General features: G+C 68.4%; 24 protein-coding genes and 1 tRNA gene. 12 read left to right on the plus strand and 13 right to left on the minus strand.

The window, feature by feature from the left end; all coding sequences use genetic code 11:
- Positions 1–451: 451 nt before the first annotated feature.
- The 3 genes from HNO80_RS03845 to HNO80_RS03855 all read left to right on the plus strand — a co-directional run bounded on the left by HNO80_RS03845 (position 452) and on the right by HNO80_RS03855 (position 4,268).
- Positions 452–2,269: an ABC transporter ATP-binding protein gene (locus tag HNO80_RS03845; RefSeq protein WP_175321499.1), complete on the plus strand. Its 1,818-nt coding sequence runs from the start codon at positions 452–454 to the stop codon at positions 2,267–2,269.
- The gene (locus HNO80_RS03850) at positions 2,266–4,098 is read left to right on the plus strand and encodes an ABC transporter ATP-binding protein (protein ID WP_175321500.1); all 1,833 of its coding nucleotides are present in this window, start codon (positions 2,266–2,268) and stop codon (positions 4,096–4,098) included. Before HNO80_RS03845 ends, HNO80_RS03850 begins: the two co-directional genes overlap by 4 nt.
- Before the next feature lie 93 nt (positions 4,099–4,191).
- Positions 4,192–4,268: transfer RNA gene (locus HNO80_RS03855), tRNA-Pro, on the plus strand.
- 223 nt (positions 4,269–4,491) lie between these two features.
- Here HNO80_RS03855 and HNO80_RS03860 read toward each other — a convergent pair.
- Positions 4,492–4,737 carry a hypothetical protein gene (locus HNO80_RS03860; RefSeq protein ID WP_175321501.1) on the minus strand — a complete coding sequence of 82 codons (246 nt, stop codon included), beginning with the start codon at positions 4,735–4,737 and terminating at the stop codon, positions 4,492–4,494.
- 143 nt (positions 4,738–4,880) lie between these two features.
- On the opposite strand from HNO80_RS03860, the gene HNO80_RS03865 reads away from it, so the two are divergent.
- A complete protein-coding gene (locus HNO80_RS03865; protein WP_175321502.1) occupies positions 4,881–6,146 on the plus strand; it encodes a helix-turn-helix domain-containing protein in 1,266 nt (421 codons plus the stop codon).
- A gap of 34 nt (positions 6,147–6,180) precedes the next feature.
- Here the strand turns inward: HNO80_RS03865 and HNO80_RS03870 are convergent, their stop codons facing one another.
- Together HNO80_RS03870 and purD are read right to left on the minus strand one after the other, a co-directional pair.
- Positions 6,181–7,128, minus strand: a complete 948-nt coding sequence (locus tag HNO80_RS03870) for a phosphoribosylaminoimidazolesuccinocarboxamide synthase (protein ID WP_175321503.1) — start codon at positions 7,126–7,128, stop codon at positions 6,181–6,183.
- A 2-nt stretch (positions 7,129–7,130) separates the two neighbouring features.
- Positions 7,131–8,459: a phosphoribosylamine--glycine ligase gene (gene purD / locus HNO80_RS03875; protein ID WP_175321504.1), complete on the minus strand. Its 1,329-nt coding sequence runs from the start codon at positions 8,457–8,459 to the stop codon at positions 7,131–7,133.
- Between the two features lie 242 nt (positions 8,460–8,701).
- Between purD and HNO80_RS03880 the strand changes: the two genes are divergently transcribed.
- The 3 genes from HNO80_RS03880 to HNO80_RS03890 are packed head-to-tail and all read left to right on the plus strand — an operon-like array spanning position 8,702 to position 11,797.
- Entirely contained in the window at positions 8,702–10,357 is a 1,656-nt protein-coding gene (locus HNO80_RS03880) for a molybdopterin-dependent oxidoreductase (protein WP_175321505.1), read from the plus strand.
- Between the two features lie 36 nt (positions 10,358–10,393).
- Complete coding sequence (locus HNO80_RS03885; RefSeq protein WP_175321506.1) at positions 10,394–11,410, plus strand: asparaginase; 1,017 nt, start codon at positions 10,394–10,396, stop codon at positions 11,408–11,410.
- Positions 11,411–11,413: 3 nt separating this feature from the next.
- Positions 11,414–11,797 carry a sterol carrier family protein gene (locus HNO80_RS03890; RefSeq protein WP_175321507.1) on the plus strand — a complete coding sequence of 128 codons (384 nt, stop codon included), beginning with the start codon at positions 11,414–11,416 and terminating at the stop codon, positions 11,795–11,797.
- A gap of 59 nt (positions 11,798–11,856) precedes the next feature.
- On the opposite strand, the gene HNO80_RS03895 is transcribed toward HNO80_RS03890, so the two are convergent.
- Entirely contained in the window at positions 11,857–12,618 is a 762-nt protein-coding gene (locus HNO80_RS03895; RefSeq protein WP_175321508.1) for an SDR family oxidoreductase, read from the minus strand.
- A gap of 146 nt (positions 12,619–12,764) precedes the next feature.
- On the opposite strand from HNO80_RS03895, the gene HNO80_RS03900 reads away from it, so the two are divergent.
- Positions 12,765–13,691: a CHAD domain-containing protein gene (locus HNO80_RS03900; RefSeq protein ID WP_175321509.1), complete on the plus strand. Its 927-nt coding sequence runs from the start codon at positions 12,765–12,767 to the stop codon at positions 13,689–13,691.
- A 30-nt stretch (positions 13,692–13,721) separates the two neighbouring features.
- On the opposite strand, the gene HNO80_RS03905 is transcribed toward HNO80_RS03900, so the two are convergent.
- From HNO80_RS03905 to HNO80_RS03920, 4 genes are all read right to left on the minus strand, one after another.
- The gene (locus HNO80_RS03905) at positions 13,722–14,897 is read right to left on the minus strand and encodes a zinc-dependent alcohol dehydrogenase (RefSeq protein ID WP_175321510.1); all 1,176 of its coding nucleotides are present in this window, start codon (positions 14,895–14,897) and stop codon (positions 13,722–13,724) included.
- Positions 14,898–14,976: 79 nt separating this feature from the next.
- Complete coding sequence (locus tag HNO80_RS03910; protein WP_349627203.1) at positions 14,977–15,693, minus strand: HAD family hydrolase; 717 nt, start codon at positions 15,691–15,693, stop codon at positions 14,977–14,979.
- On the minus strand, positions 15,680–15,982 hold the full coding sequence (locus HNO80_RS03915; protein ID WP_175321511.1) for a YegP family protein: 303 nt from the start codon (positions 15,980–15,982) through the stop codon (positions 15,680–15,682). The genes HNO80_RS03910 and HNO80_RS03915 overlap by 14 nt, the downstream gene beginning before the upstream one ends.
- 181 nt (positions 15,983–16,163) lie before the next feature.
- On the minus strand, positions 16,164–17,927 hold the full coding sequence (locus tag HNO80_RS03920; RefSeq protein WP_175321512.1) for a glycoside hydrolase family 15 protein: 1,764 nt from the start codon (positions 17,925–17,927) through the stop codon (positions 16,164–16,166).
- A 102-nt stretch (positions 17,928–18,029) separates the two neighbouring features.
- Here HNO80_RS03920 and HNO80_RS03925 point away from each other — a divergent pair, with 102 nt between their 5' ends.
- Together HNO80_RS03925 and HNO80_RS03930 are read left to right on the plus strand one after the other, a co-directional pair.
- The gene (locus tag HNO80_RS03925) at positions 18,030–18,794 is read left to right on the plus strand and encodes a DUF72 domain-containing protein (RefSeq protein ID WP_175321513.1); all 765 of its coding nucleotides are present in this window, start codon (positions 18,030–18,032) and stop codon (positions 18,792–18,794) included.
- A gap of 50 nt (positions 18,795–18,844) precedes the next feature.
- Positions 18,845–19,927 carry an App1 family protein phosphatidate phosphatase gene (locus HNO80_RS03930; protein ID WP_175321514.1) on the plus strand — a complete coding sequence of 361 codons (1,083 nt, stop codon included), beginning with the start codon at positions 18,845–18,847 and terminating at the stop codon, positions 19,925–19,927.
- Here HNO80_RS03930 and HNO80_RS03935 read toward each other — a convergent pair.
- The 3 genes from HNO80_RS03935 to HNO80_RS03945 form a co-directional block, all read right to left on the minus strand.
- Positions 19,924–21,477 carry a glycoside hydrolase family 1 protein gene (locus HNO80_RS03935; RefSeq protein WP_175321515.1) on the minus strand — a complete coding sequence of 518 codons (1,554 nt, stop codon included), beginning with the start codon at positions 21,475–21,477 and terminating at the stop codon, positions 19,924–19,926. The genes HNO80_RS03930 and HNO80_RS03935 overlap by 4 nt on opposite strands.
- A 128-nt stretch (positions 21,478–21,605) precedes the next feature.
- Positions 21,606–21,995, minus strand: a complete 390-nt coding sequence (locus HNO80_RS03940) for a hypothetical protein (protein WP_175321516.1) — start codon at positions 21,993–21,995, stop codon at positions 21,606–21,608.
- Between the two features lie 96 nt (positions 21,996–22,091).
- Positions 22,092–22,520 (minus strand): Hsp20/alpha crystallin family protein, encoded by a 429-nt coding sequence (locus HNO80_RS03945; RefSeq protein WP_283810440.1) that lies wholly within the window; start codon positions 22,518–22,520, stop codon positions 22,092–22,094.
- A gap of 148 nt (positions 22,521–22,668) precedes the next feature.
- On the opposite strand from HNO80_RS03945, the gene HNO80_RS03950 reads away from it, so the two are divergent.
- Entirely contained in the window at positions 22,669–22,956 is a 288-nt protein-coding gene (locus tag HNO80_RS03950; protein WP_175321517.1) for a MerR family transcriptional regulator, read from the plus strand.
- Between the two features lie 30 nt (positions 22,957–22,986).
- Here HNO80_RS03950 and HNO80_RS03955 read toward each other — a convergent pair whose 3' ends face one another.
- Positions 22,987–23,769 carry a phosphatase PAP2 family protein gene (locus tag HNO80_RS03955; protein ID WP_175321518.1) on the minus strand — a complete coding sequence of 261 codons (783 nt, stop codon included), beginning with the start codon at positions 23,767–23,769 and terminating at the stop codon, positions 22,987–22,989.
- A gap of 196 nt (positions 23,770–23,965) precedes the next feature.
- Between HNO80_RS03955 and HNO80_RS03960 the strand changes: the two genes are divergently transcribed.
- Positions 23,966–24,175, plus strand: a complete 210-nt coding sequence (locus HNO80_RS03960; protein ID WP_175321519.1) for a hypothetical protein — start codon at positions 23,966–23,968, stop codon at positions 24,173–24,175.
- A gap of 127 nt (positions 24,176–24,302) precedes the next feature.
- Here the strand turns inward: HNO80_RS03960 and manD are convergent, their stop codons facing one another.
- Complete coding sequence (manD, locus tag HNO80_RS03965; protein WP_175321520.1) at positions 24,303–25,532, minus strand: D-mannonate dehydratase ManD; 1,230 nt, start codon at positions 25,530–25,532, stop codon at positions 24,303–24,305.
- Positions 25,533–25,587 lie beyond the last annotated feature (55 nt).

Consider the following 25,587-nt stretch of genomic DNA (forward strand, 5'->3'; position numbering starts at 1 on the left):
GGCACTAACTCCCCACGGGACATGCCCATTCCCCGGCACTAACTCCCCACGGGACGTGCCCGATCTTCGAGCCCAGAGATGGACATAACGGCATTATGCCCACGCCCGGCGTCCAAGGATGGACATGTCCCCAAGGGTCGGTCGCGAAGAATGAGCATGCTCAACTGAGCGGCTGCGGAACGGGCATGCAGGGAGCTCGTACTTTCGAACAATGGGCATGTCCCGCCGAGACGCCGAGGAATGAGCATGTCCCGCTGGCCTGCCGAGCGAGGGGCATGTCCCCAAGGGACGTCGGCTCCCGCCCGTGCCATTGCGGAACATAATTACTGGGACAGATTCCGGAACGGCCCGATATCCTGTGAACCGGGTCACGCGATGGCCTAGGGTAGTTGCTACAGGAAACTACATCCAGCTGCGTAATCCATTTCGCAGTTGCAGTTAAGAAGCAGGCATGGCCAAGCAGACTCCGTTTTTCTCATCAATCAGCCGTCTCTATCCGCACGTCAGACCGATCATGCCGCGGCTGGTCCTGGGCCTGCTGTCCGCACTGCTGGCCAGCGTCGTCGCCCTGGCAATCCCCCAGGTGCTGCGGGTGCTCATCAACGACTGGCTGCGGCCCGGCGGCAGCAGCCAGGCCGTCTGGGTCGCCTCGGCCGTGATCCTGCTGCTGGGCATCGCCGAAGCCGGACTGGTGGCACTGCGCCGCCAGTTCGTCATCAACCCGGCCACCACGGTGGAAACCCGGATGCGGGTGTCGCTCTACGACCATCTGCAGGACCTGACCGTCTCCTTCCATGACCGCTGGGGTTCCGGTCAGTTGCTCTCGCGCGCCATGACAGACCTCAACTTCCTCCGGCGCTGGATGGCATTCGGGGCGATCATGCTCGTGGTCACCACGCTGACCGTGGTGATCGGCGTCGTCGTGATGTTCTCCATGAGCTGGCAGCTGGCCCTGATCTTCCTGGCCGCCGCCGTGCCGATCATGATCTACGGCTTCCGCTTCCGGACCCGCTTCAGCAAGGTGGCCCGCCGCAGCCAGGACCAGGCCGGTGACCTCGCCACCACGGTCGAGGAGTCCGTCCACGGCATCCGCGTGCTCAAGGCCTTCGGACGCAGCCGCGAGGCGCTGGAAAACTTCAACGAGCAGGCCGAGGAACTGCGCCAGACCGAGATCGCGAAGGCCAAGCACCTGGCCGCCTTCAGCCTCGTCGTCACCCTGCTGCCCGAACTGGCCCTCGGCGCCGGACTCGTCGTCGGCGTCATGCTGGCGGCCGACGGGCAGCTGAGCATCGGCTCGCTCGTGGCGTTCTTCGCCACCGCCGCCGTGATCGCCGCGCCGGTGGAGTTCTGCGGCATGCTGCTGGCGATGGCGCTCACCGCCAAGTCCGCCGTGGACCGGCACTTCGAGGTGATGGACTCGGTCAACACCATCACCAGCCCGCCGCAGCCGCGCCGCCCCGCCGAGCTCAAGGGCGCCCTGGGCTTCCACAACGCCACCTTCGCCTTCGAGGACGCACCGGACAAGCCGATCCTCAAGGACATCAGCCTGGACATCCGCCCCGGCGAGACCATGGCCCTGGTGGGCATCACCGGCAGCGGCAAGAGTGCCCTGCTGCAGCTGGTGCCGCGCCTGTTCGAGGTCACGGCGGGCTCGGTCACGATCGACGGCGTGGACCTGCGCGACTTCAGCGTGGAGGAGCTGCGCACCGTCGTCGCCGTCGCCTTCGAGGACACCACCCTGTTTTCCAGTTCCGTCCGGGACAACGTGCTTCTCGGCGTGCAGGGGCACGAGTCGGCGGAACGCCGGGAGCAGATCCTGGCCGAGGCGCTGGACACCGCCCAGGCCCACTTCGCCTACTCCCTGCCGGAGGGACTGGACACCCTGATCGGCGAGGAGGGCCTCAGCCTCTCCGGCGGCCAGCGGCAGCGCATCGCCCTGGCCCGGGCCGTCGCGGCCCAGCCGATGGTGCTGGTTCTGGACGATCCGCTCTCCGCACTGGACGTGAACACCGAGGAACTCGTCGAAGCCAGGCTGCGCGAGGTGCTCGCTGACACCACCACCCTGATTGTGGCCCACCGGCCCTCCACCGTGGCCTTGGCCGACCGCGTGGCCCTGCTGGAGGACGGCCGGATCTCCGCCGTCGGCACCCACACCGAACTGCTCGCAGAGAACAGTCACTACCGCTACGTGATCGCCAGCCTGGACCCGGAACCGCGGGACCTGGACTCCGAATTGTCCGCCCTCGAGGCCGAGGAGGTGTCGCGATGAGCACGGCCACCTTCGGCACCGCCAACGAGGACAACGCCCACCTGTCCAAATCCGAAAGCAAGGCCGTCCGGCGCCGCTCCCTGGCCCTGCTCGGCTCGCTGATCCGCCCCGTCCGCCTGCGCTTCTGGCTGACCATCGCCGCCGTCGTGTTGTCCCAGGCCGCCCGCGTCGCCGGGCCGGCCCTGATTGCCTTCGGCATCGACCACGCCCTGCCTGCCCTGCGCGCCGGGGACAACCTCCCGCTGGTGCTGGCCGGCGTCGCGTACCTCGCCGCGGCCGTCGCGACCGCCGGGCTCACCGCCCTGTACGTGACATCTACGGCGCGCCTGAGCCAGGCGATGCTGCTGGACTTGCGCGTACGGGTGTTCCGGCAGACCCAGCGGCTGAGCCTGGAGTTCCACGAGAAGTACACCTCGGGACGCATCATCGCCCGGCAGACCTCGGATCTTGAGGCCCTGCGCGAACTCCTCGACTCCGGGGTCAGCTCGCTCGCCTCCGGGATGCTGTTCATGATCTTCACCGCCGTCACGGTGTTTGCCCTGGACTGGCGCAGCGGGCTGCTGGTGCTCGGGGCCGGCGTGCCGATGTATTTCCTGGCCCGCTGGTACCAGAAGCACTCCCAAATTGCGTTCCGCGAATCCCGCGTCGTCTCGGCCCGGCTGATCGTGCACTTCGTCGAGACCATGACCGGCATCCGTGCGGTCAAGGCCTTCCGCAAGGAGCGCCAGAATGCCGAGCGCTACGCCGAACTCTCCGAGGATTACCGCAAGGTCACGGTCCGCTCCATCAACCTCAATGGCGTCTTCCAGCCCGGCCTGGTGCTAATCGGGAACGTCTGCGTCGCGGTCGTGCTGCTTTCCGGCGGCTTCCGCGTCCTCAGCGGCGAGCTCGCCGTCGGCGTGCTGCTGGCGCTGATCCTCTCCACCAAGCGGTTCTTCCAGCCGGTGGACCAGATGGCGATGTTCTACAACTCCTTCCAGAGCGCTCAGGCGGCGCTGGAGAAGGTCTCCGGGCTGCTGGAGGAAGTGCCCACCGTCCGGCCGCCGAAAAACCCCGTGGCCCTGCCCGAGGCGAAGGGCAGCATCGATTTCGAGAACGTCGAGTTCCGCTACGGCGACGGCCCGGTCATCATCCCGGCCATGGACCTGCACATTCCCGCCGGCCAGACGGTCGCCCTGGTGGGCCAAACCGGCGCCGGGAAGTCGACGCTGGCCAAGCTGATCGCCCGCTTCTACGACGTCTCCTCCGGCTCGCTCACGCTTGACGGCGTGGACCTGCGGCAGCTGACGACGGCGGACCTGCGCCGGAACGTCGTCATGGTCACCCAGGAGGCCTTCCTGTTCAGCGGATCCGTGGCGGACAACATCGCGCTGGGCCGGCCCGAGGCCTCCCGGCAGGAGATCGAGGACGCCGCGAAAGCCGTCGGCGCCCACGAGTTCATCACGGCGCTCCCGGAGGGCTACGACACCGACGTTAACAAGCGCGGCGGCCGGGTCTCGGCCGGGCAGCGCCAGCTGATCAGCTTCGCCCGGGCCTTCCTGGCCCGGCCCGCCGTCCTGATCCTCGACGAGGCCACGTCCTCGCTGGACATCCCGTCCGAGCGGATGGTCCAGACCGGGCTGGCGAGCCTGCTGCAGGGCGTCAGCTCCGGCCAGGCGGGCCGCACCGCGCTGGTCATCGCGCACCGGCTCTCCACCGTGGAGACCGCGGACCGGGTGCTCGTGGTCCATGACGGCCGGGTGGTGGAGGACGGCACACCGGCGGAACTGATCGGCGGCGGCGGGCGCTTCGCCAAGCTGCACGGGGCCTGGAAGGACTCGCTCGTCTGATTCGTCCGCTCCGACGGCGCTTCTGAGGGCGCCGATTTCGCATCCGGGGCCGGAATCGGATACTCTTGTGAAGTTGCTTTTGAAGTAACGGATCGGGATGTGGCGCAGCTTGGTAGCGCGCGTCGTTCGGGACGACGAGGTCGCAGGTTCAAATCCTGTCATCCCGACCAATCTAAAGAGGGTCTTCCAATCGGAAGGCCCTCTTTTTGTGTGCCCTTTCGACGGCGCCCGCACCCGGCGCCGTACCGTTCGCCGCCGTCGAACCCCATCGACTGCTCCGCAACTGCCGTTTAGACCCGTCATAAGGGCCGTTACGGAGCAATCGACGGCGGTTCCAGGGCAAAAAGAAGCCCCGGGACACCTTGGGTGTCCCGGGGCTGCCTGGAGCGTTGGTTACATCGGGTCCGGCCAGTTGCCGATGTTGGTGGAGTTCGACATCGGGTCCGGCCAGTTGCCGATGGCCGAAAGGGTGCCATTGCTCGAGCTCATGGGGTCCGGCCAGTTGCCGATCGCCAGGGTGCTGTTGCTCATGGGGTCCGGCCAGTTACCGATGGCACTTACTGACAGCACTGCGGGAGCCGCTGCGGAGAACGCCAGAGCCCCCGCCAAGGCGACAGAGGCAGCAATCTTCTTAAACATGTGGGTTCCTCAATACGAGTCGGAAATACGATTCGGAAAGTTACAAAGCCAGCACCAGCCCTTGTTGACATACATTGTAAAATTACTTGCACAGAGACTGTCAAGCATTTAGTACATCGACTGTCCGGAATTAGGAGGATCCCGTGGGGAACGGATTCGGGGAAAAACTCCGAGCGGAACGGCTGGAACGCGGCCTCACCCAGGCCGAACTGGGGAAGGACCTGTTCTCGCCCAGCTACATCTCGCTACTGGAGACCGGCCGCCGTGAACCGACCGCGGATGTCATCGAAGAGCTCGCCCGCCGGCTGGAGCTCGCCCCCAAGGCGCTGGAGGCGTGGAGCCAGCCAGTGTCGGTCAGCGATGCCGAATACGTGCTCGCCGGGCTGTACGCGCGGCAGGCCTGGGACCTGCGCGACTATCCGCTGGCCGCCAGCCACGCCGCCACGGCCGCCCAGATCGCGCTGGAGGGGAAGAACACCAGCGCCTGGTGGAACATGACCTACATGCAGGCGGAATGCCTGATGAAGCAGGGCCAGCTCAAGGAGTGCCAGAACCTGGTACAGCGGCTGCTGGACCACCCGATGGCCGCCGAATCGGCCGGCCTGGGGGTGCGTGCCCGGCAGATGCTTGCCGCCGTGTGCCACGGCCAGGGTCAGCTGGCGGTCGCCGTCGAGCATGCCCAGGAGGCGGTGCGGCTCTGCGCCCAGCTGCCCAAGGGCTCCACCCTGATCATCGGCGCGCTGCGCGCCCTGATCGGCGCCCTCGCCGAAAGCGGCCGGCTCGATGAGGCCTGGCAGTACTGCCAGGACATGAACGACCAGATGGACGACCAGTCCATCTCCCAGCTGGCCGGCGAGGTGGCCTGGGTGATCGGGAACGTGGCGTTCATGCGGCATGACTACGCCGAAGGCATCAAGTACCACGAGAAGGCCGCCAAGCTGCTCTCCCCGGCGAACGACATCGACCTCTGGGCCCGGTTTAACAAGGCCTCCGCCGCGGTACGCCTGTCCTCCGGGATCGTCGAGCCGGAGACCCTGTCCTCGATCGAGCGCGCCGAGCTGGCCCTTTCGATCGTGGGCGGCAACAAGACCGACCGGCTTGAGGTGGCGTTCATCCGGGCACGCTGGCTCTACCTCACCGGGGACATCGTCGGCGCGGTGCAGAAGCTGCGGGAAATCCACGCCGAACGGGATTCGCTGGCCAAACACGTCGCCGGCGAGGTGGCCCTGTTGCTCGGCAAGGCGCTCAAGGCTGCCGGCGAGTCCGAGGAAGCCCTGGTCTACCTCGAGGAAGCGCAGAAGGAGTTCAGCGCGGCCGGGGCCTCGGACCGGGTCCAGCAGGCCATGGACGCCGTGCTGGAAATCCGGCTGGCCCAGCGCCGCGCCGAAGCCGCCGCCGCCGGGAGCTAGGCGGACCGCCCGGCGCTAGGCGCCGGGCGGGGAGCTAGGCGAAGCTCCGGCCCGTCAACAACTCGTAAGCTTCCACGTAGCGGCTGCGGGTCCGGGCAACGACGTCGGCCGGCAGCGCCGGCGGCGGCGTGTCGGAGGACTTGTCCCAGCCCGATTCCGCCGACATCAGCCAGTCGCGTACATACTGCTTGTCATAGGACGGCTGCGCCTTGCCCGGCTCGTGGGTGGCGGCATCCCAGAACCGCGAGGAGTCCGGGGTCAGGACCTCGTCGCCGAGCGTGATGACGCCGGTCGCGGCGTCGATGCCGAATTCCACCTTGGTGTCGGCCAGGATGATGCCGCGGCCGCGGGCGATCTCCTCCGCCTTGGTGTAGATCTCCAGGGTCAGCTCGCGGAGCCGGCCGGCGGTGTCCTCGCCCACCAGCGCGACGACGGCGTCGTAGGTGATGTTCTCGTCGTGCTCGCCCACCTCGGCCTTCGCGGAGGGGGTGAAGATGGCCTCGGCGAGCCGGGACCCGTCCACCAGGCCCGCCGGCAGCGGAATGCTGCACACGGTCCCGGACTGCCGGTATTCGGCCAGCCCGGAACCGGTCAGGTAGCCGCGGGCGATGCATTCCACCGGAAACATGTCCAGCTTCTTGCAGATCATCGCGCGGCCCTCGACCGCCGCGGGCACGCCGCCGTCGACCGTGGACGCGAGCACGTGGTGCTCCACGCCGAGCTGCTCGAACCACCACAGGCTCAGCTGGGTGAGGATGCGCCCCTTGTCCGGGATCTCGCTCGCGAGGACGTGGTCGTAGGCGCTGATGCGGTCGCTCGCGACGACCAGGACGCACTCGTGGCCGACGCGTTCGGTGATGGACGCGTCCACCGGGACGTAGAGGTCGCGGACCTTGCCGGAGTAGACGTGCTTCCAGCCGGGCAGGTCCAGCGTCTCGGTGTCCAGGCCGCCGGTGGGCATGGCCGATTCAGTTGCGTTCATGCTCAGGCCTTTGCTTTCGCGGCAGCGGCGGCCGCGGCAGCCGAGGCTGTGCCGGGCGCCGTCACCTTGATTTCGCCGCGGGCGGCCTTGCCGCCGATGTCGGTACGGAACTGGCCGCCGTCGAGCTGAACGAGTTCGACGCCGTCGTACGCCCGTTCGCGGGCCTCCACGAGGTCCGTCCCGAGCGCCACCACGGCGAGGACGCGGCCGCCCGCGGAGACGACCTTGCCCTCGTCGTCGAGCTTGGTGCCGGCATGGATCACGTGCACTCCCTCAATGGCTTCGACCTTCTTCAGGCCGCGGATCCGGTCCCCGGTCCGGGGCGTGCCGGGATAGTTTTCGGCGGCGACGACGACGGCGACCGCTGACTCCTTGGACCAGCGCAGCGGCTGGACCTTGTCCAGTTCGCCCTTGGCGGCGGCCATGAGCAGGCCGCCCAGGGGCGTCTTGAGCCGGGCCAGGACGGCCTGGGTTTCCGGGTCGCCGAAGCGGACGTTGAACTCGATGACGCGGGTGCCGCGGGAGGTCAAGGCGAGGCCGACGAAGAGCACGCCGACGAACGGGGTGCCGCGGTGGGCCATCTGGTTGACGGTGGGCTGCGCGACCCGGTCGATGACCTCCTGGACGAGGCCTTCGGGGGCCCAGTCGAGCGGGGTGTAGGCGCCCATGCCACCCGTGTTGGGGCCCTCGTCGTTGTCGAAGATGCGCTTGAAATCCTGTGCCGGGGAGAGCGCCACGGTGGTGCTGCCGTCGCAGAGGACAAACACGGAGACCTCGGGGCCGTCGAGGAATTCCTCGATCACCACGGTGCCGCCGGCGTCGAAGCAGCTCTGTGCGTGCGCCAGGGCCTCGTCCCGGTCGCGGGTGACGACCACGCCCTTGCCGGCGGCGAGCCCGTCATCCTTCACGACGTAGGGGGCGCCGAAGGTGTCGAGCGCGTCGGCGGCTTCCTCGGCATTGGAGGCCACCCGGGCCATCGCGGTGGGCACGCCGGCCTCGGCCATGACTTCCTTGGCGAAGGCCTTGGAGGCCTCGAGCTGGGCGGCGGCCTTGCTGGGGCCGAATACCGGGATCCCGGCGTCGCGGACCGCATCGGAGACACCCGCGGCCAGCGGGGCTTCCGGGCCGACCACCACGAGGTCGACGGCGAGCTTGGTGGCCAGCGCGGCGACGGCGTCGGGGTTGTTCGCGTCGATGGCGTGTGTGGGGACCAGCTTGCTGATACCGGCGTTGCCCGGGGCCGCGTGGACCTCGGAAACATTGGGGTCGGCGAGCAAGGATCGGACAATGGCGTGTTCGCGGCCGCCGGGGCCGATGACAAGTACCTTCACAGTTCCCAAGGGTACTTTGTGGACCCTGCAGGCTCCTAAGCTGTGACCGCCACCGGACATGCCCACTCCTGGCCGCAGCCACCGGACATAATGCGCATATGTCCATCCCTCGCACCCAGGGGAGGGCATGTCCCACGCGCAGCGCCGGACGAGCCACCGGACATGCCCACTTCTGGCGGCACGCGAGGGACATGCCCACGCTGCCGGACAATCCGCGGGCTCCGCCGCTCCGAACATCCTGTATGAAGACGCCCAGCACCCCGCAGCCCGGCACCACCCCCCAGCCCAGGAACCAGCCCAGGAGCCAGCACAGGGACCAGCACAGGAAGCGGCCCGCGCTCTTCTCCGGCCCCACCGCCCTGGCCGCGCTGGCCGGGGTGGTCTCGGCCGCCGTCGTGCTGGCCGTCGCGGAGCTGATCGGCGCCTTCTTCACGGCCCGCGCAACGCCGCTGATCGCCCTGGGCTCGACCTTCATCGACTTCACCCCGCCGTGGATGAAGGACTTCGCCATCGCCACCTTCGGCACGAATGATAAGGCCGCCCTGTTCGTGGGCATGGGCCTGACCATCCTGCTGCTGGCCTGCGTGCTGGGCATCGTCGCCTTCCGCAAGTGGGCTCTGGGCGTGGCCGGCGTGTTGCTGCTGGGCGCGGTGATCGTGGCCAGCGTGGTGACCCGGGCCAGTGTGAAGCCGCTGGATGCCATCCCTTCGCTGATCGGCACCGTGGCCGGCCTGGTTGTGCTCCGGTTCCTGATCAGCAAGCTCTGGCGGACCCGTGAATGGCCGGAGGTGGCGTCGGACCTCGGCGCCAAGGAGCCGGACCGTCCCGCCACCAGCCGCCGCGCCTTCTTCACCGCCAGCGGCATCACCGCCGTCGCAGCCGCCGCAGCCGCCACGGGCGGGCGGCTCCTGAGCGCCGCCCGCAGCAACGTGGCCCAGGCCCGTGAAGCACTGAAGCTGCCCGTCCCCGCCAAGGCTGCCGCCGCCGTGCCCGCCGGCGTCCAGTCCAAGGCCGCCGGCGTCACGCCCTGGCTCACGCCGAACAAGGACTTCTACCGGATCGACACCGCGCTCAGCGTGCCGGAAATCGACGCCCAGTCCTGGGAACTGCGCATCCACGGCCTGGTGGAACAGGAAGTGCGGCTCAGCTTCCAAGACCTGCTGGACGCCCAGCTGATCGAATCCCACGTCTCACTGACCTGCGTCTCCAACCCCGTCGGCGGGAACCTGGCCGGCAACGCCAAATGGCTGGGCATGCCCATCCGTGACGTGCTGAAGATGGCCCGGCCCAAGGACGGCGCGGACATGGTGCTCTCCACGTCCGTCGACGGTTTCAGCGCCTCCACGCCGCTGGAGGTCCTGCAGGATGACCGGGACGCGATGCTGGCGATCGGTATGAACGGCGAGCCCCTTCCGCTGGAGCACGGCTACCCCGTCCGCATGGTGGTCCCCGGGCTGTACGGCTTCGTCTCGGCCACCAAATGGGTGGTGGACCTGGAGGTGACCCGCTTCGCGGACAACAAGGCCTACTGGACGCAGCGCGGCTGGTCCGAACGCGGCCCGATCAAGACCATGGCCCGGGTGGAGGTCCCCAAGTCCTTCGCCAAGGTCGCCGCCGGAAAGGTCGCAATCGGCGGCACCGCCTGGGCGCAGACCCGCGGCATCACCAAGGTGGAGGTCCAGATCGATAACGGCCCGTGGACCGCGGCCGTGCTGTCGGCGGAGGCCTCCGTGGTGACCTGGCGGCAGTGGTCGTTCGACTGGGAGGCCACCCCGGGACCGCACTACATCAAGGTCCGCGCCACCGACGGCACCGGCGAGGTCCAGACGGACAAGCGCGCCGATCCCGTGCCCGACGGCGCCTCCGGCTGGCAGTCTGTGATGGTCACCGTGGAGTAACCGGGCTGGGCCAGCAACGCACCATAGAATTGCAGCATGCCCTTGAACCCGCATGCCACCTTCACTGTTGAGTCCGCCGTCGAACTGGCAGTTGTTGAGCGCAGCGGTTTCATCGAGTCCCGCCACATCGGCTCCGCCGTCGTGATGGCCGCGGACGGCAACGTCGTCACCGAACTCGGCGACATCACGACGCCGATCTACGCGCGCTCCACGCTCAAGCCCCTGCAGGCCCTCGCCGCCATGCAGTCGGGCGTTCCGCTGCGCGGCGCGCAGGTGGCGATCGCCTGCGGCAGCCACGTCGGCTCCCTCGACCATATGGACGTGGTGGAGGGCATGCTGAAGGCCGCCGGCGCCAAGGAGGACCAGCTCCAGTGCCCCGCCGCCTGGCCCGAGGACGAGACGGCCCGGACGTGGCTGGTCCAGACGGAACGCGGAAAATCCCGGCTGGCCTTCAACTGTTCCGGAAAGCACGCGGCGTTCCTGTGGGCCTGCACGGAAAACGGCTGGGACACACACAGCTACCTGGAACCCAACCACCCCCTGCAGCAGCGCATCCGTTCCGTGATCGAGGAGTACTGCGGCGAGCGGATCGCCCACCTCGGCATTGACGGCTGCGGCGCCCCGGTGGCCGCCGTGTCGCTCACCGGCCTGGCCCGCGCCTTCTCGCGGCTGGCCAAGGCTCCGGGGGACAACAACTCCAACGCCCGCGCCGCCACGATCGCGACCTCCATGCTGGACTACCCGTGGGCCGTGCAAGGCCGGGGCCAGGCCAACACGATCGTGATGGACGAGCTTGGAATCATCGCCAAGATCGGCGCCGAGGGCGTGCTGGTCATGGCCACCCCGCAGGGCGTCTCCGTGGCCATCAAGGTCCTGGACGGCAACATCCGCGCCACGACGCTCGTGGGTTTGACCCTGCTCGCCGCCGCAGGCGCCGTCGAGATCCCGGAGGTTTCTTCCGTGCTGGAAAAGGTGGTGGACCCGGTGCTGGGAGGCGGCCGGCCGGTCGGCAAGATCCGCCTCGGCCACGCCGTCTCGGCGCTGCTGGACTAGGCCGTGGCTGTGTCACGGCGCCGGATTCCGGTGGACGAGGGCCGCGCGGCGCTGGTCGCCTGGCGGGACGCCGCCGCGCCCGCGCCGTCCGAGGTGCCCACAGTCTCGCGCAACACGCTCGCGACGGCGGTGCGCTACTCCCTCGAGGAGGTCACCGCCCGGGCACCCGGCAACTCCGTGGAGGTCCGCGTGCCGCCCTTCGGCGTCACCCAGTGCGTCGAGGGCCCGCGGCACACCCGCGGCACTCCCCCGAACGTCATCGAGTGCGACGCCGCCACCTGGCTCGCCATGGTCACCGGCCGGCTCAGCTGGGCGGACGCCGTCGATTCCGGCCGGGTGGCCGCGTCTGGCCTGCGGGCTGACCTGTCGGCGCTGCTGCCGCTCTAGGCAAGCCGGGTATGCCGCGCAAGCCGCGCGTTGGCGGCACGTCGCCCGGCGGCAGGGCCTCAGCCGCGGCCGATGAACGGCATCCCGGCGGCCGTGATGACGAGGGACCCCACACTGGCGGAGGCAGGCATGCCCGCCATCAGCAGCACGGCGCGGGCCGCGTCCTCGACGGGGAACGTCGGCTCCGGCCGGCGGCTGCCATCTGCCTGGAGCGCGCCCTCGCCAACGCCGATCTCGTCCATCAACTCCGTCGCGGCGTTGCCGATGTCGATCTGCCCGCAGCTGATGCCGAAGCCGCGGCCGTCGAGGTCGATGCTCTTGGTCAGCCCGGTAATGGCGTGCTTGGTGACCGTATAGGCCACGGTGCGGGGGCGGGGCGAGTGCGCCGCGATGGAGCCGTTGTTGATGATCCGGCCGCCCTGCGGCGATTGCGCCTTCATGGCCCGGACGGCGGCGGCGGCGCACTGCATGGAGCCGGTCAGGTTCACGGCCACCGTGGCCTCCCAGTCCTCGACGCTGATCTCGTCCACCGAGGCCGCGGGGCCGAACACGCCGGCGTTGTTGAACAGCACGTCCACCCTGCCCCACTGCTCAAGCGCCACGGCGAAGAGCCGTTCGACGTCGCCCGGCCGGGAAATGTCGCAGGGAAACGCGAGCGCCTGCGCGTGCCCGGCCGCGGTCTCTAGCAGCGGTTTCTCCCGCCGGCCGGCCAGCACTACCCGGTAGCCGTCGGCCAGCATGAGTCGAGCCACCGCCCGCCCGATCCCGGAACCCGCTCCGGTGACGACGGCGACCCGGCCGAGGTGGCGCTGGTGTGTCATGCGGGGCTCCTAGGGTGGCGTGGTCGGTTCCGGTCCCGGACAGCCTATGCCGAGATGGCACGTCGCGGCAGTGCCCGGGACAAACATTGCCGCGATCTGTCAGCTCGCGGCACCGCAGGGGCTTGCGCCAAGACGTAGAGTGAAGCGTGGCAACCACCGCGGGAGAGGCCTTGCTGGCCTACCTTGAACAGCAGCTCGCTGAACTGCGCCAGCATGCGCCCGGAGTCCAGTCGAAACAACCCGAAGCCGTCCATCAGATGCGTGTTGCGGCGCGCCGCCTCCGCTCGCTGCTGGCTTCGGGCCGGCCGTTGTTCGACGACGACGCCGTGGAACCGCTCCGCGCCGAACTGCGCTGGCTCTCGGGACTGCTCGGCGCGGCCCGAGACCCTGGCGTGGTCCACGAGAGGCTGGCCACGCTGCTCGCCCAGGAGCCCGAGGCACTGCGCTCGCTTTCCGGACCGCCTGGCCCGGCCGCCACCCGGATGGACGAGGAGCTCGACGCCCTGGAGGCCGCCGGATTAGAAGCGGTCCTCGAGGCGCTCGGGAACGAGCGCTACCCCCGTTTGCTGGCGGCCCTGCACCAATTCCTGGCCGACGCGACCCTGTCGCCGAAGGCCACCGGCGCTCCCGGGAAGAGGTTCGGCAAACTGGTAGCCAACGACCTGCGGCGCTTGAAACGCGCGGTGAAGGCCCTTCCACCCACGGCCGACGACGGCGGTGCCGCCCGGAATGCGGGCCTGCACGAGGTCCGCAAAGCGGCAAAGCGGCTGCGGTACTCCGCGGAGCTGGCCGTGTCAGTGCCGAAGGAGTCCCCCGACGGATTGGCGCCGGGCAGGAAGAAGCGCCGCCGTGCGAAGCGGTTGGCCAAGGCGGCTCGGCGGATCCAGCAGCTCCTGGGCCTGCACCAGGACAGCGTCGTGGCGCGGGAACGGCTGGCCGAGCTGGGCGCCCGGGCGCTGCGCAGCGGGGAGAACGGCTTCAGCTACGGCAGGCTGCACGCCAAGGAAGAGCACCTGGCGGCCGCCTCAGAGCGGGCCTTCCTGAAGCTCTGGAGGAAGTTTCCTGCCCGCTGAGGCGGCCGCGGGGTTCACCGCCCGGGCGGGTTAGGGCTTCAGCACCACCTTGATGCAGCCGTCCTGCTTCTTCTGGAACTTCTCGTACATCGCGGGTGCCTCGTCCAGGCTGGCCTGATGCGTCACGAGGTCCATGACACCCAGCGGGTCCGCATCGGACTCCACCAGCGGCAGCAGGTCCTCGGTCCAGCGCCGGACGTTGCACTGGCCCATCCGCAGCTGGATCTGCTTGTCGAACATGTGCATCAACGGCATTGGCGAGGAAGTGCCACCGTACACGCCGCTGAGGGAGACGGTGCCGCCGCGCCGGACCGCGTCCAGGGCTGTGTGAAGGGCGGAGAGCCGGTCCACCCCCACGGTCTCGAAGGCCTTCTGGGCCAGCTTCTCCGGCAGCAGCCCGGCCGCATGCTGGGCGAACGAGGCCACGGGCGAGTCATGGGCTTCCATCCCGACGGCGTCCACCACCGAATCGGCGCCCCTGCCCTGCGTCATGGACCGCAGTTCGTCGGCGACGTCCTTGGAGTAGTCAAGGGTCTCGACGCCGTGCCGTTCCGCCATCGCGCGGCGCTCCGGCACCGGATCGACACCGATGACGCGCAGGCCGAAGTGCTTGCCGATCCGGGAGGCAAACTGTCCCACCGGGCCCAGGCCCAGCACCGCGAGGGTGCCGCCCTCGGGCACGTCCGCGTACTTAACGCCCTGCCAGGCGGTCGGCAGGATGTCCGAGAGGAAGAGGTAGCGTTCGTCCGGGAGGTCCGAACCCACCTTGATGGGTCCGTAGTCGGCGTGCGGAACCCGCAGGTACTCCGCCTGACCGCCCGGCACGGAGCCGTACAGCTCGGAGAAGCCGAAGAGCGACGCTCCGGAGCCCTTTTCCTTGACCTGCGTCGTCTCGCACTGGGACTGCAGGCCCTGGCTGCACATAAAGCAGTGGCCGCAGGAGATGTTGAACGGGATTACCACGCGGTCGCCCTTGGCCAGGTTGGTGACGGCGCTGCCCACTTCCACGACGACGCCCATCGGCTCGTGGCCGATGATGTCGCCCTTGTGCATGTAGGGGCCGAGGACTTCGTAGAGGTGCAGGTCGGAGCCGCAGATCGCCGTCGACGTGATGCGCACGATCGCGTCGGTGGGTTCCTGGATCACCGGGTCGGGAACTTCTTCAACGCTCACGGAACGTTTGCCCTGCCAAGTAAGTGCCTTCATGTGCTTGCCTTTCGGTTGCGGTCTGGAGGGTAAAATTTGGAAGGAAGAGTCGGAGCGCAGCCCGGCAGGGCCGAGTGGTTCAGCTGCCGCGGACGCGCGCGGCCAGCATGCCGATGGCACTGCCGGCGAGGTTGTCCAGCAGCGCGCGCGGGCTTTCATAGACCTCCACGGCGCCGGCTTCGCGGAGTTCGGCTTCGCTGGTGCCGCCGCAGGTGAGCCCGATCGCCGGAATGTTCAGCTTCCCGGCGGCGTAAATATCCCAGACGGCGTCGCCCACGTACACCGCATTGCCCGCGGGGACGCCGACGGCCTTGAGCGCCGCCACGAGGATGTCCGGCGCGGGCTTGCTTTCCTTCGCGTCGGCCGAGCTGGTGGCGGCATGGATGTAGGCGTCGGCGTCGATGGTGGCGCGGAGAATCTCCAGATCCCGGTCCCTCGCCGAGGACGCGAGGGCGACGGCGAGGCCGGAGTCGAAGCATTGCGCCAGCAGGTCCCGGGCGCCGTCGAGCCGCCGGAGCGAGGGCCAGAAAGTGGAAAACACGGCCGCATGGGAGGTCATGATGTCGGCATCGCCGTCGGGATCGCGGTCTTCCGGCAGCAGGTGGTCAAGGATCCTGTCCCCGCCCATTCCCACCGAGCGGTGGATGCTGGCCATCGGCACGTCGTAGCCGGCCTGGCGGAAGGCCTGCCACCACGCGAGCGTGTGGATGTAGGAGGAGTCGACCAGCGTCCCGTCCACGTCGAAGAGGACCGCGGCCTGGTGCTGCACGGCCGAGGACGGGTCAGTGGTGGGCACGGGTGCGCTTCGTGGCCGCCAGGGTGCCACCGGTCAGCGAGGAGCCGCGTCCCGCGCCGCCCCCGGTCCTCCGCTTCGCCAGCGAGGCCATGACTGCGGACTGGCTGTCGCCGCTGCGGTCACGGATCAGGCCGGTTCCGGCAATCTCCCGCGCCTGGGCAATCCCCGCCACGGCCGCGCGCTTTGTGGGGAACGTAACCGAGACGGCCATCAGGTCCCCGGCAGCGTCCATCATCCGAATCCGGTAGCCGCCGTCGGGCGCATCCACGAGCTCGAAATATCCAGCCATTGCATACTCCTTCAATCCTGCACCCCAGCCGGGGATATTAGTAAGTATACTTATCTAAGCTCTGGAGAAAAGCCCGGAGCCGCTCCGGAGTCATGATCTGTGCCACTATGCGGCGGCATGATGATTGGCCCGAGCGGCGGCACGGCCAGGCTACCGCTCAGGCCACCGCCCAGGCTCCGGCTCAGTGGCCGTCGGACTGCAACTGGAGTGCGCTGCGCACCAGGGCGAAGTGGCTGAAGGCCTGCGGCGTGTTCCCCAGTTGCCGCGCCTCCTGGACGTCCCATTCCTCGCTCAGGAGCCCGACGTCGTTGCGCAGCGCCAGCAGCCGTTCGAACAGCTCCCTGGCTTCCCGGCGTCGGCCGGCACCGATCAGGGCGTCCACCAGCCAGAAGGAGCACGCGAGGAACACACCCTCGCCGCCCGGGACGCCGTCGTCGCTCTGTTCCTGCCGGTAGCGGAGCAGGAAGCCGTCGTGGGTGAGCTCGCGCTGCACGGCGTCGATGGTGCCGACCACCCGCGGGTCATCCGGGGCCAGGAAGCCCACGCGCGGGATCAGCAGCAGGCTGGCGTCCAGTTCGGGCCGGCCGTAGGACTGGACGAAGGTGTTGCGTTCGACGTCGAAACCGTTGGCCATGACGTCGGCGTGGATTCTGTCGCGGAGTGCTTCCCAGCGGTCGGCCGCGCCCGGGAGGCCGGAATCCCGGACGCCCTTGACCATCCGGTCCGCCGCCACCCAGGCCATCACCTTGGAGTGGGTGAAATGCCGGCGCGGCCCGCGCATTTCCCACAGTCCGTTGTCCGGCCGGTCCCAGGCGGTCTCCAGATGCTCCATGAGTGCCACTTGGACGTCCCAGGAGTCATCCCCGTCGTGCAGCAGCGCAGTCCGGGTCAGGGCCAAGCAGTCCAGGACCTCGCCCCAGACGTCCAGCTGCAATTGCCCGGCTGCGCCGTTGCCGATCCGGACCGGCTTCGACCCCTCATAGCCCGCCAGCCAGTCCAGCGTCATTTCCGGAAGCCTACGCTCGCCGTGCAGGCCGTACATGATCTGCAGATCGGCCGGATCCCCCGCCACTGCGCGCAGCAGCCAGTCCCGCCACGCGGCGGCCTCCTCGGAGTAGCCCGAGGCGAGCAGGGCCTGGAGGGTCAGGGTCGCGTCCCGTAGCCAGCAGTAGCGGTAATCCCAGTTGCGTTCCCCGCCGAGTTCCTCCGGCAGGGACGTGGTCACGGCGGCCACAATGCCGCCGGTCGGGGCGAAGGTCAGTGCCTTGAGGGTGATCAGCGAGCGCAGCACCGCATCGCGGTACGGGCCGGTGGCCCGGCACTTGGCAGACCACTGCTGCCAGAACGATTCGGTGGCTTCAAGCACGCCTTCCGGATCCACCCTGCGCGGGCGGCCGAGGTGGCTGGGTGCCCAGGTCAGCACGAAGGGAATGCGTTGCCCGGCCTTGACGGTGAAGTCGCTGGCCGTCTGCATGTGCTCGCCGCGCAGCGGAGCCTCGGTTACGAGGTAGGCGGCATCGGGGCCGGCCACGGCGTGGATCCCGTGCTCGTCGTGACGGACCCAAGGGACGATATGGCCGTAGTCGAAGCGCAGGGCCAGTTCGCCCCGCATCCGGACCGTCCCGCGGACCCCCACCACGATCCGCACGATGTCCGCCGCGCCGTCGCGGGGAGACATAAAGTCGATGACCTTGACCTTGCCGTCCTCGGTTTCCCATTCGGTTTCGAGGATGAGGGTGTTCTTGCGGTAGCGACGCCGGGTGCATTCGCCGCCGGATGCCGGCGCGAGCAACCAGCGGCCGGCCTTGGGGCTGTCCAGCAGGGCGTTGAAGCAGGCTGGCGAATCGAACCGGGGCAGGCAGAGCCAGTCGATGGAGCCTTCCGTACTGATCAATGCGGCGGTATGCAGATCGCCGACCATTGCGTAATCCTCGATGCGTGCCATGGGTCTTACAGTGCCACACGGCATGCTGGCGGACGAGGATGCCGGGGCGGGTTCCGCTGCGCGGGGCTGGGCCGGGCGGGCTGCCCGGGCTAGGATCCCAACATGCCGGAACTGGAATACGGGGCACACGACGGCGGGGTGCCGCATGTTGGAACCAGCGGCTGGAGCTACGACCACTGGGAGAACGTGCTCTATCCGCCCGGGCTGCCGGCACGGGACCGGTTGGCCCTCTACGCCTCGCGCTTCACAACGGTGGAGCTGAATGCGAGTTTCTATCGCTGGCCGCGGGAGAGCTCCTTCGCCGGGTGGCAGCGCCGCCTGCCGGAAGGCTTCACCATGTCCGTGAAGGCGCCGCGGGGCCTGACCCACGGCAAGAAACTCTACGGCCCGGAGGTCTGGGTGGAGCGGATCACCCGCTGCTGGCACGAACTCGGTGACAAGCGGGCCGTGCTGCTGGTCCAGTTGCCGCCGGATTTCGCGCGGGACGACGCCCGGCTGGGCTACTTCCTGGCCGCCCTGCCGGAGTGGATCCGCGTGAGCGTGGAGTTCCGCCACCCCAGCTGGGACCACCCGGCGGTCTATGAGCTGCTCGAACGGCACGGCGCCGCCTACTGCGTCATGAGCGGCGCGCAGCTGCCCTGCATCCTGCGGGCCACCGCCGGCTTCGTCTACGTCCGGCTGCACGGGCCGGACCGGGACCACCTCTACGCCGGCTCCTACTCCGACCAGGAACTTGGCTGGTGGGCGGAACGGATCCGCGAGTGGCTGGCGTCGGGCAAGGACGTCTACGCCTATTTCAACAACGACGGCGGCGGCAACGCCGTGCGCAACGCCACCAGGCTGCGTGAACTGCTGGGCGACGCCTGACCGGCGGACGCAATCGCCGGCAGGACGCGCCGCTGTGGGAGAGTGGAGGTATGGAATTGGCGTCGCAGGAACCAGCGCAGCAACCACAGCCGGACAAGAAGGTCTCGGGCAGTCAGGCCTTCCGGCTGGCCCACTGGGTCTCGGACTCGGTCAACCACCTCCGCCTGAAGGCAGCCAGGCGCTGGAAGTTCAGCCCGCAAACCATCGCTTACCAGGGCTACGGCTCGACCGAGTGGGTCCGGGTACTGGGCCGCGTCCTGCTCACGAGCAAGCCCACCCCCGGCAGCCGGGCGGAGCAGGCGGCGCAGAACGGCAACCAGAATGTCCGCGGCTGGCGCGCGTTCACGTCTGTCCCGATCCAGTTCGTTGAGGTGGATATCGAGATCGGAGGCGTCACCACCCGGGTGCACGCCGACCGCGGCGGCATCGTTGACACCGTCGTCCCGGTTTCGCTCACGCCCGGCTGGCACCGGGCCGTGCTGCGGGCCGAGGGCACCGAGCCTGCGGAGGCGATGATCTATGTCATCTCCCCGGACACCACCCTGGGCATCGTCTCGGACATTGACGACACGATCATGGTCACGGCACTCCCCCGGCCGTTCCTGGCCCTGTGGAACACCTTTGTGCTCAACGAACGGGCCCGGATGGCGACCCCGGGCATGGCCGTGCTGATGGACCGGCTGCTGGTGGAACACCCCGAGGCGCCGGTGATCTACCTGTCCACAGGACCGTGGAACGCCGCCCCGACGCTGGCCCGCTTCATCACCCGCAACATGTACCCCTCCGGCACCCTGCTGCTGACCGACTGGGGCCTCACCCACGACCGCTGGTTCCGCAGCGGCCAGGACCACAAGCGCCGGAACCTGGAACTGCTGGCCAAGGAGTTCCCCAACATGCGCTGGCTCCTCTTCGGCGACAACGGCCAGCACGACGAGGCCATCTATTCGCAGTTCGCCCGGGAACACGGAGACCGGGTCGCCGCGATCGGCATCCGCCAGCTCTCCACCGGCGAGGCCGTGCTGGCGGGCGGACATTCCGAGAACGGCGACCACACGGGCTCCAGCGTCCCGTGGGTCTACTCGCCCGACGGCGCCGGCATGGCCAAGCGCCTGCAGGAGCTGGAGATTCTCTAGCCGGCCGCCGGGGCTTCCGCTGCGGTTCCTGCTTCAGGGGTTTCGACGTCGGCGGCGGCACTGTCCGCCGTGCCGCCGTCGCCCGCGACTCCCGCAGCTGCCCCGGCGTCCCTCTTCCGGGCCGCCATGAGCTCCCGGATCCAGTAGTAGGAGGCCTTCGGCGTGCGGACCATGGTGTCGCGGTCCACGTGCAGCAGGCCGAACTGCTGCTTGTAGCCGGCGGACCATTCAAAGTTGTCCAGCAGCGACCACACGTAGTAACCGCGCAGCTCGATCGACTCGGCGGCGCCGCCGGGTGAGGTCGCCTCGATGGCCGCCCCGATGTGCTCGGCGAGGTACCGCACGCGGCGCTCATCCGGGACGATGAGGCGGCCCTCGGCGTCGTGGATCTCCAGGTCCTCGAAGCTTGCGCCGCCCTCGGTGATGTAGACCGGCGGCAGTTCCGGGTAGCGTTCGGCCATTTCCGCGAGCGCCACGGCCATGTAGTCGGGCTTGATCGGCCAGCCGTAGGCGGTGATCTCGGTGTCGGGGAAGCTCTCGATGTGGAACGGGGTTCCGGACCCGCCGCCGTTGAGGTCATTGCCCATGGCCTCGGCCATGCCCTGGGGCACAGTGCCCTCGCCGGGTCCGGCCGCCACCCGGGTGGGCATGTAGTAGTTCAGCCCGTAGAAGTCCAGGGGTTGCGAGATCAGCTCCATGTCCTCGCTGGACGGGCTGAAGGAGGAGAAGAAAGTGGCGGCCCTGATGGCGTCCGGATACTTGCCCAGCAGCACCGGGTCCGCGTACAGGCGGTTCTGGGCCATGTCCATCAGCCCGGCACTGACCTTGTCCAGCGGATTGGCCGAGGCCGGGACCATCGGCGAATAGACGTTGGTGAGCCCGATTTCGCCGGGCACCTTCGCCGCGCGCAGCGCCTGCATCGCGAGCCCGTGGCCCAGCAGCTGGTGGTGGACGCTCGGCAGCGCCTTGAGCATGTGCGCCTCGCCCGGGGAGTGCACGCCCAGCATGTAGCCGTTGGCACTCACCGTGGCCGGTTCGTTGATGGTCACCCAGCGGGCCACCCGGTCCCCGTAGGCCGCGGCGGCGATGGCGGCGAATTCCCCGAGCCGGTAGGCGGTGTCCCGGTTCATCCAGCCGCCGGCTTCGTCCAGCTCCAGCGGCGTGTCCCAGTGGTACAGGGTGGCCATCGGCGAGATCCCGTTGGCCAGCAGCAGGTCGATCAGGCGGTCATAGAAGTCCAGGCCCTTGGGATTTACCGGACCGCTGCCGCCGGGCTGGATGCGGGGCCAGGACAGCGAGAACCGGTACGAATCGATCCCCAGCTCTTTCATCAGCGCCACATCTTCGGGCATCCGGTGGTAATGGTCGCAGGCCATGGCGGGGCTGTGATCATTGACGATCGAGCCCGGGGTAGCCGCAAAAACGTCCCATCCCGAGGGCCCGCGCCCGTCCTCGTCCAGCGCCCCCTCGATCTGGAAGGCGGCGGTCGCCACGCCCATGGTGAAATCGGCCGGCAGCAGAGCGGCCAGATCGTGGGCGGAAGCATTCATTGGCGGATCCCCTATGCAGTTGCGCTGGTGGTTGATTGATTTTAGGCCCCGGCGGGTGCCCACGCCACAACCGGCGCGTCGGCACCCCGGCCGGTGTGTCCGGTGCCTCCCCCGCTAAGTCCGGCGCCTTAGTACGTGGACTCCTCCGGCCCGAAGAGGAACTCCTTGGCGTGGGCGACGGCTTTCTTGAACGCGTCATTCCGCAGGCTCAGGAGCTGCTCCGCCTCGTCCGCCGCGGGCTCGAGGTAGCCGGTGAAACCGGGCCGGAGCACCCAGATGTCCCCGACCGGCGGCAAATAGAAGATCCCGAAGGAGCGGTGCTGGCTGTCCTCCGCCGCCCAGATGGGCACCACGGCCAGGGCCGCGCCGGTGTCCACATTGATCCACTGCGCGCGCGGAAGGGGAAGTTCGTGGGTTTCCGGATCAAGGAACGGCGCGGTTCCCTCGCCCCAGCGCTCCTCGAACCGCTCGTGGAACGCCGGCATCAGGTGCGAATCGTAACGCCGCCATGCGCTCATGGCTGTCCTCCATTTCCAGCTGCGGCTAGTCGTCAGCTGCGGTGCGTGGGTCCGCCCGGTGTACGGCGCGCGGGGCGGCCCGCGCGCCGTATCGGGCTATTTGCCGATCTCCTGCAGCTGGTCCTGGCTGTGCGTGATTTCGATCTTGCGGGGCTTCGCCTTCTCGGCCACGGGGATGCGGAGGGTCAGGACGCCGTCGGCGTAGTTGGCCTTGACGTTGTCCGTGTCGAGGGTGTCGCCGAGGATCAGCTGCCGGCTGAAGACGCCGCGCGGTCGCTCGGCGGCGATGAGTTCGACGTCGGGACGGGTCGGGTCCCGCCGTTCCGCCCGCACCGTCAGGACGTTCCGCTCAATGTCGAGATCCACGGTCTCCGGGCTGACGCCGGGCAGGTCGAAGGCAACGACGAACTCGCCGCCCTCCTGCCACGCATCCATCGGCATGGTGGCGGGCCGTGCCGTCGTCCCGAACACCTGCTGCGTAAGCCGGTCCAGTTCCCGGAACGGGTCCGTACGCATCAACATCATTTCCCACTCCTTCAATGTGAGTTCTCTTGGGCCTGTGCCTTGCCCGCCAGCCGCTCTGTCCGCAACGGGTTATCTGTGGTGGCGGGTATAGATTTTTTATAGCACCAGTGCGAAACTGTTGCAAGAGGATTTTCGAAGGAGGTGCGGCATGGCGGAACGGGGAGCCGACGTCGGGGTCTACGCGATCTCCGTGGTGGCGCAGCTGGTGGGTACCGGGCCGCAGAACATCCGGCTGTACGAACGGAAGGGCCTGCTGACGCCGGACCGCACGGCAGGCGGCACAAGGCAGTACAGCGACACGGACCTGGTGGTGCTGCGCCGGATCAGCGAACTCCTGGACGAAGGACTGAATCTCGCCGGGGTGGCCAAGGTGCTGGAGTTGGAGGCCGCCAACGCCCGGCTCCGCGCGGAGCTTAAACGCAGCGGGGCGCGCTGACCGGCAGCGCGCCCCGCGTGAAGCCGCCGCCTACTCCGCGGCTGTTTCCTGCTTGGACAGTTCGCCGGTGACCCGTTCGCCGGGAATCCGGGCGGTCCGCCAGGTATCCAGCAGCATCACGGCACCAAGGATCACAAGGGAGATGGACAGCGAGGCGAGCGCGTCCGTGGTCCAGTGATAGCCCAGGTACAGCCGGCTCACGGCGGCGAAGAAGATCCCGATGCCGGCCACCACGAACCCGGCGACGGCGGCTTTGGGGTTCTGGCGGCGCGAAAAGACCAGGAAGGTCGTGACGAGGAGGAAGTCACATGCACCCAGGACGTGCCCGGAAGGGAACGAGAAGGTGGAGTCGGCCCCGAAGAGCATGAGGTCCACCGGCGGGCGTTGCCGTTCAACCGTCCGGCCGATGAGCTGCGCCAGGATGACTCCGGTCAGCATGGCGCCGGCGAGGACCATCGGCCGCCAGGCGTGCTTGGCCAGCAGGCCCCAGGCCACCGTGAACACCAGAATGATGATCGGCAGCCCGATGGGGCCGAAGACGATGGCCAGGATGATCATGATCGTGGTGGTGGGTTCCCCGCGCAGCTTCACGAGCCCGGAGCGCACCGGCTCATCCACCACGCTGATCCCGCTGTGCTGAAGCACACTGACCAGGATGAAGGTGAACAGCACGGCCCCAAGGATCATGAGTCCGACGGCAATCCGGTACAGATTCCGCCGCGCATCCGCGCTCATGTAGCGCTCTTCCACCACGAATTTGTCGTGGAAGACCCGCCACCAGCCGGACGACTTCCCTGATTGGTCCTGAGCCATTGCCCGCATCCGCCTCTACAGTGTGTGGTTATTTCTTCCGTGAAGATTATCGCGGTTCGACGCGCAGCGCGTTCCCCCGGTACCGCACGGCCCGGGACAGGCCCGCGTGGTGAGTTGACTCACATTTAAATCAGACGTTATTCTCGCTTCAGCCGTCGGGGTGCCACGGCAAACCACTTCCAGGGAAGACAGTGCGATGACGACAGCAAGCGAATCCATCGAGATCCAGGTCGACAACAGCCGGCTGCTGGACGACCGGCTCAACGACGCCGTCCAGGGGCTACAGCGGCTCGCCATGCTCACCGGCACCCACGGCATCCTGCTGACCCGGCACAAGCCCGGCCACTACACTGCGGCGCTCTCGGACCAGGTGCCCTTCGGGATGACCCGGGAACTCGTCCACTAGGCCGGAGGCATAGCGCGCCCGGGACCTCAGGCCCCGGGCCTTAAACAGCCAGGTCCCGGGCGGCTGAGCATCGACTCGCCGCCCGGGACCTTTTTGGTGTCAGCTCCCGATCATCCGCCGTGGCCGCTCACCAGTCATGGACGGTGCCGTCGACGAGGCGGTTGTAGGGCAGGTAGGCCTGCTGGTACGGGTAGGCCGCGGCGGCCTCTTCGTTGAACTCGACGCCGATGCCGGGGTTGTCGCCCGGGTGCAGGTAACCGTCGACGAAGGTCATGGACTGCTCGAAGACCTCGTTGGTTGCATCCGAGTGCTGCATGTATTCCTGGATGCCGTAGTTGTGGATGGCCAGGCCCACGTGCAGCTGCGCGGCGAACCCGACCGGGGAGATGTCCGTGGGGCCGTGGAAGCCGGACTTGATCTGGTACTGCGCGGCGAAGTCCATGACCTTCTTCAGCGGCGAGATCCCGCCAAAGTGCGTGGAGGCGGCCCGGACGTAGTCGATCAGCTGTTCCTTGATGATGGTCTGGTAGTCGTACACGGTGTTGAAGATTTCACCGATCGCCAGCGGCGTGGTGGTGTGCTGCCGGACCAGGCGCAGGGCCTCCTGGTTCTCCGCAGGGGTGCAGTCCTCCAGCCAGAACAGGTCGTAGGGTTCCAGCGCCTTGCCCAGCTTCGCGGCCTGGATCGGCGTCATCCGGTGGTGCCCGTCGTGTAGCAGCGGGATTTCCGGGCCGAACTCGTTCCGGACCGCCTCGAACACCGTCGGCAGGTGCCGCAGGTAGGCGCGGGTGTCCCAGTCCTCCTCCTGCGGGAACGCGCCGCGCCCGGCCGGTTCGTAGTCGTACCGCTCCCCCGAGGCCTGCGCCTGGGCCGCGACGCCGTACACGGCCTTGATGCCGGGCACGGCGGTCTGGATCCGGATCGACTTGTAGCCCAGCTCCAGGTGTTCGCGGACCGAGTCGAACAGCGATTCGAGGTCCGAGCCGGAGGCGTGGCCGTACGCGCGCAGGCCGTTCCGGGACGCCCCGCCCAGCAGCTGGTAGACCGGCATGTCGGCCAGCTTGCCCTTGATGTCCCAGAGCGCCATGTCGACGGCGGCGATCGCGGCCATCGTGACGGGGCCGCGGCGCCAGTACGAGGACCGGTAGAGGAACTGCCAGGTGTCCTCGATCCGGTGCGGGTCCTTGCCGATCAGCAGTTGCGCAACGTGCTCCTTCAGGTACGCGGCGACGGCCAGTTCACGGCCGTTGAGGGTGGCGTCGCCGATACCGGTGACACCGTCCTCGGTGGTGATCCGCAACGTGACGAAGTTGCGGGAGGGGCTGGTCACAAAGACTTCGGCGGCAATGATTTTCACGGCTGGTCCAGGCTTTCGGTGTCGGTCGGGAGGGGGTCCGGGGATGGTTCCGGGG

The sequence above is a fragment of the Arthrobacter sp. C9C5 genome, from assembly GCF_013359735.1.
In the GTDB taxonomy this organism is placed as follows: Bacteria; Actinomycetota; Actinomycetes; order Actinomycetales; family Micrococcaceae; genus Arthrobacter.

What these genes read in the sequence shown, in the direction of transcription:
- HNO80_RS03925 (WP_175321513.1), top strand. Translation starts at nt 18,030, where the DNA reads ATGCCGGAACTGGAATACGGGGCACACGACGGCGGGGTGCCGCATGTT.
- HNO80_RS03940 (WP_175321516.1), bottom strand. Translation starts at nt 21,995, where the DNA reads ATGAGCGCATGGCGGCGTTACGATTCGCACCTGATGCCGGCGTTCCAC.
- HNO80_RS03935 (WP_175321515.1), bottom strand. Translation starts at nt 21,477, where the DNA reads ATGAATGCTTCCGCCCACGATCTGGCCGCTCTGCTGCCGGCCGATTTC.
- HNO80_RS03930 (WP_175321514.1), top strand. Translation starts at nt 18,845, where the DNA reads ATGGAATTGGCGTCGCAGGAACCAGCGCAGCAACCACAGCCGGACAAG.
- HNO80_RS03920 (WP_175321512.1), bottom strand. Translation starts at nt 17,927, where the DNA reads ATGGCACGCATCGAGGATTACGCAATGGTCGGCGATCTGCATACCGCC.
- HNO80_RS03960 (WP_175321519.1), top strand. Translation starts at nt 23,966, where the DNA reads ATGACGACAGCAAGCGAATCCATCGAGATCCAGGTCGACAACAGCCGG.
- HNO80_RS03850 (WP_175321500.1), top strand. Translation starts at nt 2,266, where the DNA reads ATGAGCACGGCCACCTTCGGCACCGCCAACGAGGACAACGCCCACCTG.
- HNO80_RS03895 (WP_175321508.1), bottom strand. Translation starts at nt 12,618, where the DNA reads ATGACACACCAGCGCCACCTCGGCCGGGTCGCCGTCGTCACCGGAGCG.
- HNO80_RS03860 (WP_175321501.1), bottom strand. Translation starts at nt 4,737, where the DNA reads ATGTTTAAGAAGATTGCTGCCTCTGTCGCCTTGGCGGGGGCTCTGGCG.
- HNO80_RS03950 (WP_175321517.1), top strand. Translation starts at nt 22,669, where the DNA reads ATGGCGGAACGGGGAGCCGACGTCGGGGTCTACGCGATCTCCGTGGTG.
- HNO80_RS03905 (WP_175321510.1), bottom strand. Translation starts at nt 14,897, where the DNA reads ATGAAGGCACTTACTTGGCAGGGCAAACGTTCCGTGAGCGTTGAAGAA.
- HNO80_RS03885 (WP_175321506.1), top strand. Translation starts at nt 10,394, where the DNA reads ATGCCCTTGAACCCGCATGCCACCTTCACTGTTGAGTCCGCCGTCGAA.
- HNO80_RS03915 (WP_175321511.1), bottom strand. Translation starts at nt 15,982, where the DNA reads ATGGCTGGATATTTCGAGCTCGTGGATGCGCCCGACGGCGGCTACCGG.
- HNO80_RS03845 (WP_175321499.1), top strand. Translation starts at nt 452, where the DNA reads ATGGCCAAGCAGACTCCGTTTTTCTCATCAATCAGCCGTCTCTATCCG.
- HNO80_RS03870 (WP_175321503.1), bottom strand. Translation starts at nt 7,128, where the DNA reads ATGAACGCAACTGAATCGGCCATGCCCACCGGCGGCCTGGACACCGAG.
- HNO80_RS03880 (WP_175321505.1), top strand. Translation starts at nt 8,702, where the DNA reads ATGAAGACGCCCAGCACCCCGCAGCCCGGCACCACCCCCCAGCCCAGG.
- HNO80_RS03955 (WP_175321518.1), bottom strand. Translation starts at nt 23,769, where the DNA reads ATGGCTCAGGACCAATCAGGGAAGTCGTCCGGCTGGTGGCGGGTCTTC.
- HNO80_RS03945 (WP_283810440.1), bottom strand. Translation starts at nt 22,520, where the DNA reads ATGATGTTGATGCGTACGGACCCGTTCCGGGAACTGGACCGGCTTACG.